General features: G+C 60.4%; 21 protein-coding genes. 1 reads left to right on the forward strand and 20 read right to left on the reverse strand.

Going from position 1 to position 12,324, the window contains the following annotated elements:
* Positions 1-9: 9 nt before the first annotated feature.
* Together dsbD and cutA are read right to left on the reverse strand one after the other, a co-directional pair.
* Positions 10-1,836, reverse strand: coding sequence for a protein-disulfide reductase DsbD (gene dsbD, locus AC6LJY_RS03975; protein WP_314359704.1), 1,827 nt, complete (start codon positions 1,834-1,836; stop codon positions 10-12).
* A 98-nt stretch (positions 1,837-1,934) separates the two neighbouring features.
* The gene (gene cutA, locus AC6LJY_RS03980; RefSeq protein WP_046807443.1) at positions 1,935-2,282 is read right to left on the reverse strand and encodes a divalent-cation tolerance protein CutA; all 348 of its coding nucleotides are present in this window, start codon (positions 2,280-2,282) and stop codon (positions 1,935-1,937) included.
* Positions 2,283-2,460: 178 nt separating this feature from the next.
* Between cutA and AC6LJY_RS03985 the strand changes: the two genes are divergently transcribed.
* Entirely contained in the window at positions 2,461-2,898 is a 438-nt protein-coding gene (locus AC6LJY_RS03985; RefSeq protein ID WP_498135358.1) for an HIT family protein, read from the forward strand.
* An 81-nt stretch (positions 2,899-2,979) separates the two neighbouring features.
* On the opposite strand, the gene rplQ is transcribed toward AC6LJY_RS03985, so the two are convergent.
* The 18 genes from rplQ to rplN form a co-directional block, all read right to left on the reverse strand.
* Complete coding sequence (gene rplQ / locus AC6LJY_RS03990) at positions 2,980-3,372, reverse strand: 50S ribosomal protein L17 (protein WP_006216513.1); 393 nt, start codon at positions 3,370-3,372, stop codon at positions 2,980-2,982.
* Between the two features lie 183 nt (positions 3,373-3,555).
* A complete protein-coding gene (locus AC6LJY_RS03995; RefSeq protein WP_006216514.1) occupies positions 3,556-4,542 on the reverse strand; it encodes a DNA-directed RNA polymerase subunit alpha in 987 nt (328 codons plus the stop codon).
* Between the two features lie 213 nt (positions 4,543-4,755).
* Positions 4,756-5,379 (reverse strand): 30S ribosomal protein S4, encoded by a 624-nt coding sequence (gene rpsD, locus AC6LJY_RS04000; protein WP_006216515.1) that lies wholly within the window; start codon positions 5,377-5,379, stop codon positions 4,756-4,758.
* An 11-nt stretch (positions 5,380-5,390) separates the two neighbouring features.
* Positions 5,391-5,792 carry a 30S ribosomal protein S11 gene (gene rpsK / locus AC6LJY_RS04005; protein ID WP_006216516.1) on the reverse strand — a complete coding sequence of 134 codons (402 nt, stop codon included), beginning with the start codon at positions 5,790-5,792 and terminating at the stop codon, positions 5,391-5,393.
* A 15-nt stretch (positions 5,793-5,807) separates the two neighbouring features.
* Positions 5,808-6,173 carry a 30S ribosomal protein S13 gene (gene rpsM, locus AC6LJY_RS04010; protein WP_006216517.1) on the reverse strand — a complete coding sequence of 122 codons (366 nt, stop codon included), beginning with the start codon at positions 6,171-6,173 and terminating at the stop codon, positions 5,808-5,810.
* A 43-nt stretch (positions 6,174-6,216) separates the two neighbouring features.
* Positions 6,217-6,330 (reverse strand): 50S ribosomal protein L36, encoded by a 114-nt coding sequence (gene rpmJ / locus AC6LJY_RS04015; protein WP_003806928.1) that lies wholly within the window; start codon positions 6,328-6,330, stop codon positions 6,217-6,219.
* 34 nt (positions 6,331-6,364) lie between these two features.
* Entirely contained in the window at positions 6,365-6,583 is a 219-nt protein-coding gene (infA, locus tag AC6LJY_RS04020; RefSeq protein WP_003806927.1) for a translation initiation factor IF-1, read from the reverse strand.
* 8 nt (positions 6,584-6,591) lie between these two features.
* Positions 6,592-7,917: a preprotein translocase subunit SecY gene (gene secY / locus AC6LJY_RS04025; RefSeq protein WP_039882533.1), complete on the reverse strand. Its 1,326-nt coding sequence runs from the start codon at positions 7,915-7,917 to the stop codon at positions 6,592-6,594.
* Between the two features lie 14 nt (positions 7,918-7,931).
* Positions 7,932-8,372 carry a 50S ribosomal protein L15 gene (rplO, locus tag AC6LJY_RS04030; protein ID WP_013397002.1) on the reverse strand — a complete coding sequence of 147 codons (441 nt, stop codon included), beginning with the start codon at positions 8,370-8,372 and terminating at the stop codon, positions 7,932-7,934.
* Positions 8,373-8,381: 9 nt separating this feature from the next.
* On the reverse strand, positions 8,382-8,567 hold the full coding sequence (gene rpmD / locus AC6LJY_RS04035; RefSeq protein WP_006216520.1) for a 50S ribosomal protein L30: 186 nt from the start codon (positions 8,565-8,567) through the stop codon (positions 8,382-8,384).
* 3 nt (positions 8,568-8,570) lie between these two features.
* Positions 8,571-9,092 (reverse strand): 30S ribosomal protein S5, encoded by a 522-nt coding sequence (gene rpsE, locus AC6LJY_RS04040; RefSeq protein ID WP_006216521.1) that lies wholly within the window; start codon positions 9,090-9,092, stop codon positions 8,571-8,573.
* Positions 9,093-9,107: 15 nt separating this feature from the next.
* Positions 9,108-9,473, reverse strand: a complete 366-nt coding sequence (gene rplR, locus AC6LJY_RS04045) for a 50S ribosomal protein L18 (protein ID WP_006227039.1) — start codon at positions 9,471-9,473, stop codon at positions 9,108-9,110.
* A gap of 21 nt (positions 9,474-9,494) precedes the next feature.
* Positions 9,495-10,028: a 50S ribosomal protein L6 gene (gene rplF / locus AC6LJY_RS04050; RefSeq protein ID WP_046807445.1), complete on the reverse strand. Its 534-nt coding sequence runs from the start codon at positions 10,026-10,028 to the stop codon at positions 9,495-9,497.
* A gap of 12 nt (positions 10,029-10,040) precedes the next feature.
* On the reverse strand, positions 10,041-10,436 hold the full coding sequence (rpsH, locus tag AC6LJY_RS04055) for a 30S ribosomal protein S8 (RefSeq protein WP_006216525.1): 396 nt from the start codon (positions 10,434-10,436) through the stop codon (positions 10,041-10,043).
* Between the two features lie 10 nt (positions 10,437-10,446).
* Entirely contained in the window at positions 10,447-10,752 is a 306-nt protein-coding gene (gene rpsN, locus AC6LJY_RS04060; RefSeq protein ID WP_006216527.1) for a 30S ribosomal protein S14, read from the reverse strand.
* A gap of 12 nt (positions 10,753-10,764) precedes the next feature.
* Positions 10,765-11,304, reverse strand: coding sequence for a 50S ribosomal protein L5 (gene rplE, locus AC6LJY_RS04065; RefSeq protein ID WP_006216529.1), 540 nt, complete (start codon positions 11,302-11,304; stop codon positions 10,765-10,767).
* Between the two features lie 12 nt (positions 11,305-11,316).
* Complete coding sequence (gene rplX, locus AC6LJY_RS04070; protein ID WP_006227036.1) at positions 11,317-11,637, reverse strand: 50S ribosomal protein L24; 321 nt, start codon at positions 11,635-11,637, stop codon at positions 11,317-11,319.
* Positions 11,638-11,648: 11 nt separating this feature from the next.
* Positions 11,649-12,017, reverse strand: a complete 369-nt coding sequence (gene rplN, locus AC6LJY_RS04075) for a 50S ribosomal protein L14 (protein WP_046807446.1) — start codon at positions 12,015-12,017, stop codon at positions 11,649-11,651.
* Positions 12,018-12,324: the final 307 nt, after the last annotated feature.

Below are 12,324 nucleotides of genomic sequence, written 5' to 3' on the forward strand. Positions count from 1 at the left end.
CGCCCGCCGTCAGCGCACCAGCACCTTGTCCAGCGATTCCGTGAAGCGCTTGGCATCCTGGAAACCCACTACGCGCGCATCGGGAAGTTCCTTGCCGCCCGGCTCGAAGAACATGATTCCCGGCGGCCCGAACAGCCGGAAGCGCTTGAGCAGCGCGCGGTCGTCGGCGTTGTTTGCCGTGACGTCGGCCTGCACCAGCAACATGCCCGACATGCGCTGTGCGACACCGGGATCGGTGAACGTGAAGCGCTCCATTTCGCGGCAGGATACGCACCAGTCGGCATAGAAATCCAGCATGACCGGCTGGCGGCTTTGCGCCAGCAGCGCGTCCAGCTCGGCGTTGTTGCGCACGCGCGTGAATTGCATGTCGCCCTTGGCGACGGCCGTGCCCACCGACGCGTCGCCACGTGCGGCCAGATGCGACAGCGGCTGCAAGACATCGCGCCCCCCGCTGGCCGCGCCGATCAGCCAGGCGGCGGCGGCAAGCGCCAACAGCAGCCCCAGCCCCTTGGCAAACATCCGACCGGCACCGGCGCCCGCGGGCAAGGCGTCAAACGCGCGCAGCATCACGGCGGACACGACGGCCAGGAAGGCCCAACCCGTCATCTGCACCCAGGTCGGCACCACCGGGATCAGCATCCACCACGCGGTCCCCAGCAGCAGCATGCCAAACAGGCGCTTGACGCCATCCATCCACGGGCCGGCCTTGGGCAGCAACGCGCCCGAGGACGCGCCCACGATCAGCAAGGGCACGCCCATGCCCCAGGCCATGGCAAACAACGCCGAGCCGCCCAGGATGACGTCGCCCGTTTGCGAGATATACAGCAGCGCGCCGGCCAACGGCGCGGCCACGCACGGCCCGACGATCAAGGCGGACAAGGCGCCCATCAGCAGCGCGCCGGTGTAGCGGCCGCCCGGCACGCGTGACGAGCGCTCGGACAGCTTGGCCTGGACGCCGGACGGCATCTGGAACGTGAACACGTCGAACATGGCCAGCGCCAGCACGGTCAGCAGGATGGCGAACAGCGTCAGGATCCAAGGGGTTTGCAACCAGGCGGCCAGACCGGCGCCGCTCAGGCCAGCGGCCACGCCCAGCGCGGTGTAGACCACCGACATACCCAGCACATAGGTCGCCGCCAGGGCCAAACCCCGACTGCGCGTGGGCCGGGGCTGCGCCACCCCACCCAGCACGATCGAAGACAGGATGGGAATCATCGGCAACACGCAGGGCGTGAAGGCCAGCAACAAACCCAGGATCAAAAACACGCCCGCCGTCTTGGCCCAACCCAGGCCGCCCAGCGCATCGGCCAGACCGGTATCGCCTGCGTTGACCAGGGCGCCAAGGCCGGTAGCCGCGGGGGCTGAGGTGGATTGCCCGGGTTGCGATGATTGCCCGGCTGTTGCAAGCAGACCGCCCGCCAAGGCGTATCCGCCCGCCACCGGCGTCAGCTTGACGCTGCTGTCCATCGGCGGATAGCACAGCCCGGCGTCCGCGCACCCCTGCCCGGTCAACGTCAGGGTGAAAGGCGCGGTGCCCGAGCCCACCGGCACGCGAATCAGGACGTCCTTGTGGAAGACTTCCATGTCCTTTTCGAAGGTCGGGTCGTACTTGACCTCGCCCTTCGGATAGACGGCCTCGCCCAGCGTTGTGGCATCGGCCGGGCTGATCGTGATGCCGAAACGCTCGCGGTACATGTAGTAGCCGGGCGCAACCTTGTAGTGCAGTTCCAGCGTGTCGGGCGCGGCCATCTTCGCGCTGAAGACGAACGCTTTTTCGGGCTCAAGAAAGTCGGCTTCAGCGTGCGCCGCCTGCCAACCCAGCAGCAACAGCATCATTGCCAGCAATGCCAGGCAGCGTCCGATCAGAGTGCGCGCCGCGCGAGGGGCGTGAATCGGGCGCCCGGGCGCGTCGACGATACCGGCAGGTTGAAACATCAGTCTCTCTTGTTTTTGGTGACGGCCGTTTGTTCTCGCACCCAATCCAGATAGGGCGCGGCGCCGCCGATGACCGGCAGCACGATAATTTCGGGCACATCGTAGGGATGCATCTGCGCCAGGGCCTGAACAACGGCTTGATGACGTGCGTAGGTGGTTTTGATATGGATGGGGACTTCTTCCGTCCCCTCGACCTCTCCGTTCCACAGATAGATGGACAGGCCCGGCGCGCCAAGGTTCACGCACGCGGCCAATCCATCTTCCACCAGCACATGCGCGATGCGCTTGGCCAGCAAGAGGTCGGGCGCATTGCTGATGACCAGCACGACGTCGTCATCGCGCAACATGGAGGCTCCTTGAGATAACCGTGTGGGATGTAACTCGGGGTATTTTATCGATATTGCGCCGAAGCCCGGACGCCGGACGCTGGCGGCCGGACCCGGATACCCGCGCTCGAACCTGCCGGCCAAGCGCCCGCAACCGTATCGACGCCGCCACCATGCCACCCGCTTTCACGAGGCCCGCATGCCCGACAATTGCCTGTTCTGCCGGATCGCCCGGCACGAGATTCCCGCGCACATCATCCATGAAGACGACCGCTTGATGGCCTTCCTGGACATCCAGCCGGTACGGCCGGGACACACGCTGATCATTCCGAAGCAGCATTACCCGTACTTCGAGGACATGCCGGCCGACCTGGCGGGGCACATCGTAAACCTGGGACAGAAGCTGGGACGCCACATGAAGCGCCTGTACGGCGTGCAGCGCGTGGGGTTCGCGTTCACGGGCATACACGTCGCGCATTCGCACGCGCACGTCATCCCCATGCATCACACGCAGGACGTCACATCCACCGCGTACATCGAACAGCAGGACCTGACGTTCAAGATGCCGCCGCAACCGCCTCAAGAGGTACTGACAGCCACCGCCGAGCAGCTGCGAGGGGAACTGCACGCCTCGTGACGCCAGTCGCGTGGCGGGGCGCGCAAATAAAACAAGGGCGGGTCCGAAGACCCGCCCTTGTCGCTTATCTAGCAACCGAATTTATTCGGCGCTGTCCGCAGCGGCTTCATCAACTTCCGGACGGTCAACCAGTTCCATGAAAGCCATGGGAGCGTTGTCGCCTTGACGGAAGCCCATCTTCAGCACGCGGGTGTAGCCACCGTTACGGGCCGCGTAGCGCGGGCCGATTTCGGCAAACAGCTTCACCACCGCATCGCGATCGCGCAGACGGGCAAATGCCAGACGCTTGTTCGCCAGCGTGGGCTCTTTGCCCAGCGTGATCAGGGGTTCGATGACGCGGCGCAATTCTTTCGCCTTCGGCAGCGTGGTCTTGATGGCTTCGTGAGTGATCAACGAAACGGCCATGTTGCGGAACATGGCAAGACGGTGACTGCTGGTGCGGTTGAGCTTACGCAAGCCATTACCGTGACGCATGATAAGTTTCCTTTGAATCTAAAGATGGCGTTCGCCATCGGGTTGCCGGCTCTTCTATCAACCTGCAATCAGGCCGCGGTCCGGTAGAAAACGGTGCATTTTACGACGAATTCGCAAACCGCCCGACGGGGTTGCCGGGCGTTGCAGGTGGCGCCCCGTTGCCGGGGTGCCACCCGTTAAAACTTAGGGACGCTCCAGGCCCAGGGGCGGCCAGTTCTCGAGCTTCATGCCCAAGGTCAAGCCACGTGCAGCCAGAACTTCCTTGATTTCGTTGAGCGACTTGCGACCCAGGTTCGGGGTCTTGAGCAGCTCGTTTTCGGTACGCTGGATCAGGTCGCCGATGTAGTAGATGTTTTCGGCCTTCAGGCAGTTGGCCGAACGCACGGTCAGTTCCAGGTCGTCGACCGGACGCAGCAGGACCGGGTCGATCTGCGGCGTGCCGCGAACCGGAGCTTCGTACGAATCACCAGCGCCTTCCAGCGCGGCGAAGACCGAGATCTGGTCCATCAGGATGCGAGCCGACTGGCGCACCGCTTCCTCGGGCGAAATGACGCCGTTGGTCTCGATGTCCAGAACCAGCTTGTCCAGGTCGGTGCGCTGTTCCACACGGGCGCTTTCCACCGCGTAGCTGACGCGGCGAACCGGGCTGAACGAAGCGTCCAGAACGATACGGCCGATGGTGTGGGTGCGGTCTTCCGACAGCGCGCGCACGTTGCCCGGCACGTAGCCGCGGCCCTTCTCAACCTTGATCTGCATTTCCAGCTTGCCTGCGTCCGTCAGGTTGCAGATGGCATGGCCGGGGTTGATGATCTCGACGTCGTGCGGCAGTTCAATGTCGCTGGCCAGCACGGTGCCCGCGCCGGTCTTGCGCAGAACCAGGGTCACTTCGTCGCGATTGTGCAGCTTGAAAACCACGCCCTTCAGGTTCAGCAGGATGTCGACGACATCTTCGCGAACGCCCGGGATGGTCGAATATTCGTGCACCACGCCCGTCATTTGCACTTCGGTCGGCGCGTAGCCGGTCATCGAAGACAGCAGGATGCGGCGCAGGGCGTTGCCCAGCGTATGACCGTAGCCACGCTCGAACGGCTCCATCACGATCTTGGCATGGTGCGTGCCGACCGGTTCGACTTCAATGGAGCGCGGCTTCAGAAAACCTTGAGTGGACATTTACTGTGTTCCTTTTCAATACCCTCGGCTCGTTACACCGATAAGGCTGATGGACAGGTGAAACATGAAACTCGGGCAGCGCGAAAGCGCCGGCCGATACTTACCGCAAAGCCCGCCCCACCAAAAGGCGGAAGGCGGGCTGCTGCGAGACGTGCAAACGGGTCGCGGGACCAGTAGCCGGCACACCTGCGAGGGAGGCGCCGGCCGACCTGATTAACGCGAGTACAGTTCGACGACCATCGATTCGTTGATGTCGCGAGCGACGTCAGCGCGATCGGGGACCGACTTGAACGTACCGGTCAGCTTGGTCGCGTCGACTTCCACCCATTGGGGGATGCCGATGCTGGTGGCCAGGTCGAGCGATTCCTTGATACGGCCTTGCTTCTTGGCCTTTTCACGGATCGAGACGACGTCACCAGCCTTGACCAGCATCGAAGCGATGTCAGCCGTGTGGCCGTTCAGTTCGATGGCGCGGTGGCTGACCAGCTGACGAGCTTCGGCGCGCGTCGAGCCGAAGCCCATGCGGTAGACGACGTTGTCCAGGCGCGATTCCAGCAGCTGGATCAGGGTTTCGCCGGTGTTGCCACGGCGACGCTCTGCTTCAGCGAAGTACTTGCGGAATTGCTTTTCCAGCACGCCGTACATGCGCTTGAGCTTTTGCTTTTCGCGCAGCTGCAGGCCGTAGTCGGAAGTGCGGGCACCCGAAGTGCGGCCGTGTTGGCCAGGCTTGGAATCCAGCTTGCACTTGGAATCCAGCGAGCGACGGGCGCTCTTCAGGAACAGGTCAGTACCCTCGCGGCGCGAGAGCTTGCATTTGGGTCCAATATAACGTGCCATGTGGATTCCCTTTAGATACGACGACGCTTCGGCGGACGGCAGCCGTTGTGCGGAACGGGCGTGATGTCGGCGATGGACGAAATCTTGATGCCCAGCGCGTTCAACGCGCGGACCGACGATTCGCGGCCAGGACCGGGGCCCTTGATGCGCACTTCCAGCGTCTTGATGCCGTATTCCAGCGCGACGCGGCCAGCCGTTTCAGCGGCGACTTGCGCGGCAAACGGGGTCGACTTACGCGAACCCTTGAAACCAGCACCACCCGAAGTGGCCCACGACAAAGCGTTGCCCTGACGGTCGGTGATGGTGATGATGGTGTTGTTGAACGAAGCGTGAACGTGCGCGATGCCGTCCGAGACGTTCTTCTTAACCTTTTTGCGCACGCGCGAAGCGCCGCTGGTGGAAGCTTTCGCCATAATCCAGTTCCTCGATTATTTCTTCAGGGACGCAGCAGCACGACGCGGGCCCTTACGGGTCCGGGCGTTGGTGCGAGTGCGCTGGCCGCGCACGGGCAAACCGCGCTTGTGACGCATACCGCGGTAGGTTCCCAGGTCGATCAAACGCTTGATCGAGAGCTGTACTTCACGACGCAGGTCGCCTTCAACCGTGAACAAACCAACATGTTCGCGGACGCGTTCCAATTCAGCGTCGTTCAGATCCTTGACCTTTTTGTCAAAGGGTACGTTTGCCGCTTCGCAGATTTTGCGAGCGCGCGTACGACCAATGCCAAAAATGGCGGTCAGTCCGATCTCGGCGTGCTGTTGCGGCGGGATGTTAATGCCAGCAATACGGGCCATGACTATTCCTTGAATAAATCTGTTGCGTAGTCGCTAACCCGAGTTAGCCTTGACGCTGCTTGTGACGCGGGTCGGTGCAGATAACACGCACCACGCCGTGACGTTTGATAACTTTGCAGTTGCGGCAGATCCGCTTAACCGATGCCATTACTTTCATGGTTGACTCCTAATTTTCCGTAATCCGGTTCCGCTCATTTGGAGCGGAAAACTATCCTGGCTCGCGTCAGATCATAGGGCGTGAGCTCCACTGTGACCTTGTCACCCGGCAGGATCCGGATGTAATGCATACGCATCTTGCCGGAAATATGGCCCAACACCACGTGGCCGTTTTCGAGCTTGACGCGAAATGTCGCGTTCGGGAGGTTCTCAAGAACCTCGCCTTGCATCTGAATGACGTCGTCCTTGGACATTCTTTTGCTTACCGCATCGGCAAACCCGCGCCCTTGAAGTTGGCCTTCTTGAGCAACGAGTCGTACTGGTGAGACATCATGTAGGCCTGAACCTGTGCCATGAAATCCATCGTCACCACCACAATAATCAACAGAGACGTACCACCGAAGTAGAAGGGAACGTTCCAGCGCATCACCAAGAATTCCGGCAACAGGCACACCAACGTAATGTAGATGGCACCTGCGAGCGTCAAACGCATCAGGATCTTGTCGATGTAGCGCGCTGTTTGTTCACCCGGACGAATGCCCGGAACAAACGCACCACTCTTCTTCAGGTTGTCCGCCGTTTCGCGGCTGTTGAACACCAGAGCCGTGTAGAAAAAGCAGAAGAAAATAATCGCGACGGAGTACAGCGTGATGTAGAGCGGTTGACGAGGCGACAGGGCCGCAGCCAGGTCGCTAAGCCAGCGCATGTTCTCACTGCTGGAGAACCAGCTCGTGATCGTGGCCGGGAACAGAATGATCGACGATGCGAAAATCGGCGGAATCACCCCTGCCATGTTCAGCTTCAGCGGCAAATGCGAGCTTTGACCACCGTAGACCTTGTTGCCGACCTGACGCTTGGCGTAGTTCACCGTGATCTTGCGCTGTCCGCGTTCCACGAACACCACAAAAGCGGTAACCAGCACCACCAGAGCCACAATGAACAGTGCCGAAAGCACGGACATCGCGTTGGTGCGGACCAGGTCCAACAGTGCAGCCAGCGCCGCGGGCAAACCCGCAACGATACCTGCGAAGATCAGGATGGAAATCCCGTTGCCCAGACCGCGTTCCGTGATCTGTTCACCCAGCCACATGACGAACATGGTGCCAGTGACCAGAGTCACAACGGTCGTGAAGCGAAACAGCATACCCGGATCGATCACCAGTCCCTGTTGGGACTCCAACGCCACCGAAATGCCCACTGCTTGCACCAGCGCCAGCACGACTGTGCCGTAGCGGGTGTATTGGGTAATCTTCCGACGACCGGATTCGCCCTCTTTCTTGAGCGCTTCCAGCGACGGCACCACCACCGACATCAACTGCATGATGATGGATGCCGAAATGTACGGCATGATCCCCAGGGCAAAAATCGAGAAACGCGAGAGCGCCCCACCCGAGAACATGTTGAACAGGCCCAGGATCCCGCCCTGGTTCTGGCGGAACAAGTCCGCCAGCGCATCCGGATTAATACCCGGTACGGGGATGTGTGTACCCAAACGGTAAACCACCAGGGCGAGCACCAGGAACACCAAACGGCGCTTCAAATCACCGTACCGTGCTCCGGTTTTGCCCAATGCCTGCGCGTTAGCCACTCGTCACCTCGTGATCAAGCAAGCGAGCCGCCCGCGCCTTCGATGGCGGCGCGAGCGCCGGCCGTCGCAGTAATGCCCTTGAGCACTACCTTGCGCGAGAGTTCACCCGACTTGATGACCTTGGCGTAACGAACCGCCTGACCAATCACGCCAGCCGCCTTGAGCACTTGCACGTCGACTTCGTCGATGGGCAAGGCTTGCAGGTCCGACAGACGGACTTCGGCGTACAGGTGCTGACCGAGCGGGGTGAAACCACGCTTGGGCAGACGACGCTGCAGCGGCATTTGACCGCCTTCGAAGCCAACCTTATGGAAACCGCCCGAGCGCGACTTCTGACCTTTGTGGCCACGGCCGGCGGTTTTACCCAGACCCGAACCGATACCACGGCCGACGCGGCGCTTGGCGTGCTTGCTGCCCTCAGCGGGCTTCAGCGAATTAAGTTGCATATCCGACATGGTGATTCCTTAGGCTTCCGAGACGGAAACGAGATAATCCACCTTACGGATCATCCCACGCACCTCGGGCGTATCGACCAACACGCGGCTGCTGTTGATGCGGCCCAAGCCCAAACCGCGAACCGTATCACGGTGCGATTGCTTGGTACCGATCACGGAGCGCACGAGGGTCACTTTGATCTGCTTCTGAGCCATGATTTACCCCAGGATTTCTTCGACCGACTTGCCGCGCTTGGCAGCAACATCGGCCGGGGTCAGGGAAGCGCGCAGACCGTTCAACGTGGCGCGAACCATGTTGTAGGGGTTGCTCGAGCCCAAGCTCTTGGCAACCACGTTACGCACACCCATCACTTCAAAAATAGCGCGCATCGGGCCGCCGGCGATAACGCCAGTACCTTCAGCAGCCGGCGAGATCAGCACGGTAGCGGCGCCATGCTTGCCAACCACGGTGTGGTGCAGCGTGCCGTTCTTCAGAGCAACCTTGAACATGCCGCGACGGGCCTGTTCCATTGCCTTCTGGACGGACACCGGCACTTCACGCGCCTTGCCCTTACCCATGCCGACGCGACCATCGCCATCGCCAACCACGGTCAGCGCGGCAAAGCTCATGGTGCGACCACCCTTGACCACTTTGCTCACGCGGTTGACCGCGATCATCTTTTCGCGGAGGCCGTCATCGTTCTCTTTTTCCGCGGCGTTCTTGCCTTGTACTTTAGCCATTTGACAGATCCTCGCTTAGAACTTCAGGCCGGCTTCACGCGCGGCATCGGCCAGCGCTTTCACGCGGCCATGGTAACGAAAGCCCGAGCGATCGAAAGCGACCAGTTCGATACCGGCAGCCTTGGCCTTTTCGGCCACGCGCTTGCCAACCAGGGTCGCAGCGGCAGTGTTGCCGCCTTGACCGGTTTGGCCGGCCAGTTGCGCACGCACTTCGGCTTCCACCGTCGAGGCGCTGACCAGAACGCGATCGCCTTCCGGCGAAATGATGTTGGCGTAGATGTGCTGGTTCGAGCGGAAGACCGAGAGGCGGTGAACGCGCAACTCGTTGATCTTCCGGCGGGTCGGAACCGCACGACGCAAACGGGAAACTTTTTTGTCCATGATTCGTCCTTGCGTGCGCCGTTATTTCTTCTTGGTTTCTTTGATGACGACGCGTTCGTCCGAGTAACGCACACCCTTGCCCTTGTAGGGTTCGGGCTCGCGGTACGAGCGGATTTCAGCGGCCATCTGACCGACGACTTGCTTGTTGGCGCCCTTGATGACGATTTCCGTCTGGGTGGGGCATTCGGCCTTGATACCGGCCGGCAACTGATGCAAAACGTCGTGCGAGAAACCGAGCTGCAGCTTAACGGCATCGCCTTGGATCGAGGCGCGGTAACCCACGCCAACCAGGGTCAGCTTGCGCTCGAAGCCCTTGCTCACGCCGGTAACCATATTGGCCACCAGAGCGCGCACGGTACCCGACATGGCATTGGCGTGACGAGATTCGTTGGCGGCGGCAAACGTGAGCTTGCCTTCGTCCATCGCAACCGTAACGTCGCCAGTCAGGGCTTGAGTCAGGGTGCCCAGCGGGCCCTTGACGATGATCTGATCCTGCTTGATGTCAGCTTCGACACCCTTCGGCAGTTCGACCGGATACTTAGCGATACGTGACATTCGAATTTCTCCTTAGGCCACGTAGCACAGCACTTCGCCGCCGACGCCGTTGGCGCGAGCCTTACGGTCGGTCATGACGCCGCGCGAGGTCGAAACGATAGCCACGCCCAGGCCGTTCATGACCTGAGGAATGCTGGTACGGCCCTTGTAGATACGCAGACCGGGGCGCGAAACGCGTTCGATGCGTTCGATAACCGGGCGACCAGCGTAGTACTTCAGGGTGATCTCGAGCTCAGGCTTGGCCTGGGTGCCCTTGATTTCAAAGCTGTCGATGTAGCCTTCGTCTTTCAGCACAGCGGCAATTGCCGCCTTCAGCTTCGAGGAGGGCATGCTCACCGTAACTTTGTCCACTTGCTGCGCATTGCGAATGCGGGTCAGCATATCGGCGATGGGATCGCTCATGCTCATAATGTATCTCCTACCAGCTGGCCTTGGTGATGCCGGGGATTTCGCCCTTCATCGCCATTTCACGCAGTTTGTGACGCGTCAGGCCGAACTTGCGGAACACGCCGCGCGGACGACCGGTGACCACGCAACGGTTACGTTGGCGCGTCGGATTGGCATTGCGCGGCAGCTGTTGCAGCTTGAGCCGAGCTTGGTAACGTTCTTCGTCGGTCTTCGACTGGTCGTCGATGATCGCCTTCAACTCAGCGCGCTTGGCAGCGAACTTGTCAGCCAGCTTGGCGCGCTTGATGTCGCGATTGATGAGGGAAAGTTTAGCCACGTCATCAGCCCCTTAGTTACGGAACGGGAAGCTGAAGGCCGTCAACAGCGCCTTGGCTTCTTCGTCGGTCTTCGCGGAGGTGGTGATGCTGATGTTCAGCCCACGCAGCGCGTCGATCTTGTCGTACTCGATTTCGGGGAAAATGATTTGCTCTTTCACCCCGATGTTGTAGTTGCCACGGCCGTCGAACGCACGACCCGAGATACCACGGAAGTCGCGCACGCGAGGCAGCGCGACCGCAACGAGGCGATCCAGGAATTCGTACATGCGTTGACCACGCAACGTGACCATGCAACCAATCGGGTAGTTTTCGCGGATCTTGAAACCGGCGATAGCCTTCTTGGTCTTCGTCACGACAGGCTTTTGGCCAGCGATCTTGGTCAGGTCCGACACCGCGTGTTCGATAACCTTCTTATCGGACACGGCTTCCGAGACACCCATGTTCAGGGTGATCTTGGTGATGCGCGGCACTTCCATGACGCTCTTGTAGCCAAACTTGGCCTGCAGGTCGCCAGCGACCTTGCTCTTGTAGAAATCTTGCAAACGAGACATGTCTATCGCCCCTTACGCCTTGGCGCCGACAACGGCACCATTGGAACGGAACACGCGGACCTTGCGACCTTCGACTTCTTGAACGCCCACGCGGTCGCCACGACCGGTTGCGGGGTTAAAGAGCGCCACATTCGAGATGTGGATCGGCATGGTCTTTTCGACAATCCCGCCCGGGTTGTTAGCCATCGGGTTGGCTTTCACGTGCTTCTTGACGATGTTGACGCCTTCGACCAGAACGTGGTCGGCATCAACACGAGCCAGCACGGTACCGCGACGCTTTTTGTCGCGGCCGGTCAGGACGATGACTTCGTCGCCTTTACGAATGTTATTCATCGTAGGGCTCCTTACAGCACTTCCGGGGCCAACGACACGATCTTCATGAACTTCTCGGTACGCAGTTCACGCGTAACGGGTCCGAAGATGCGGGTGCCGATGGGCTCCAGCTTGGCGTTGAGCAATACGGCGGCATTGCCACCGAACTTAATCAGCGAACCGTCTTTACGGCGCACGCCCTTGGCGGTACGAACCACCACGGCATTGTAAATTTCGCCTTTCTTGACGCGTCCGCGCGGAGCCGCATCTTTGACGCTCACCTTGATGATGTCGCCGATACCGGCATAACGGCGCTTGGAGCCACCGAGCACCTTAATGCACATGACATGACGCGCACCAGTGTTATCGGCCACGTCCAGCGTGGTCTGCATTTGGATCATGATTTTTCCTGTTCCAACTTAACTGGAAATACTGTTTTCCCGGGGTTTTCCCCCCGAGGAACTCTGCAATTCCTGCCAGTTTTGGTCCCGTCAGGTCTGCCGCCCTGCTTTTGTGTTGTAGACCTAGAGCTTTCGCTCTACCTCTGCAACGGGTTGGCAACGCAACGACCCTGGGTTGAAATCCTGCGGGTATTCCCCCAACTCGATGAGCTAAATTTTCCTTAACTCAATCGACAATCTGGGAAAGCTGATCATTCTAGCGTGGTTAAATTTTGAGCGCAAGTACTTTGTTGGTATGACGCACAAA

This window comes from Achromobacter sp. RT286_PF, assembly GCF_059760425.1.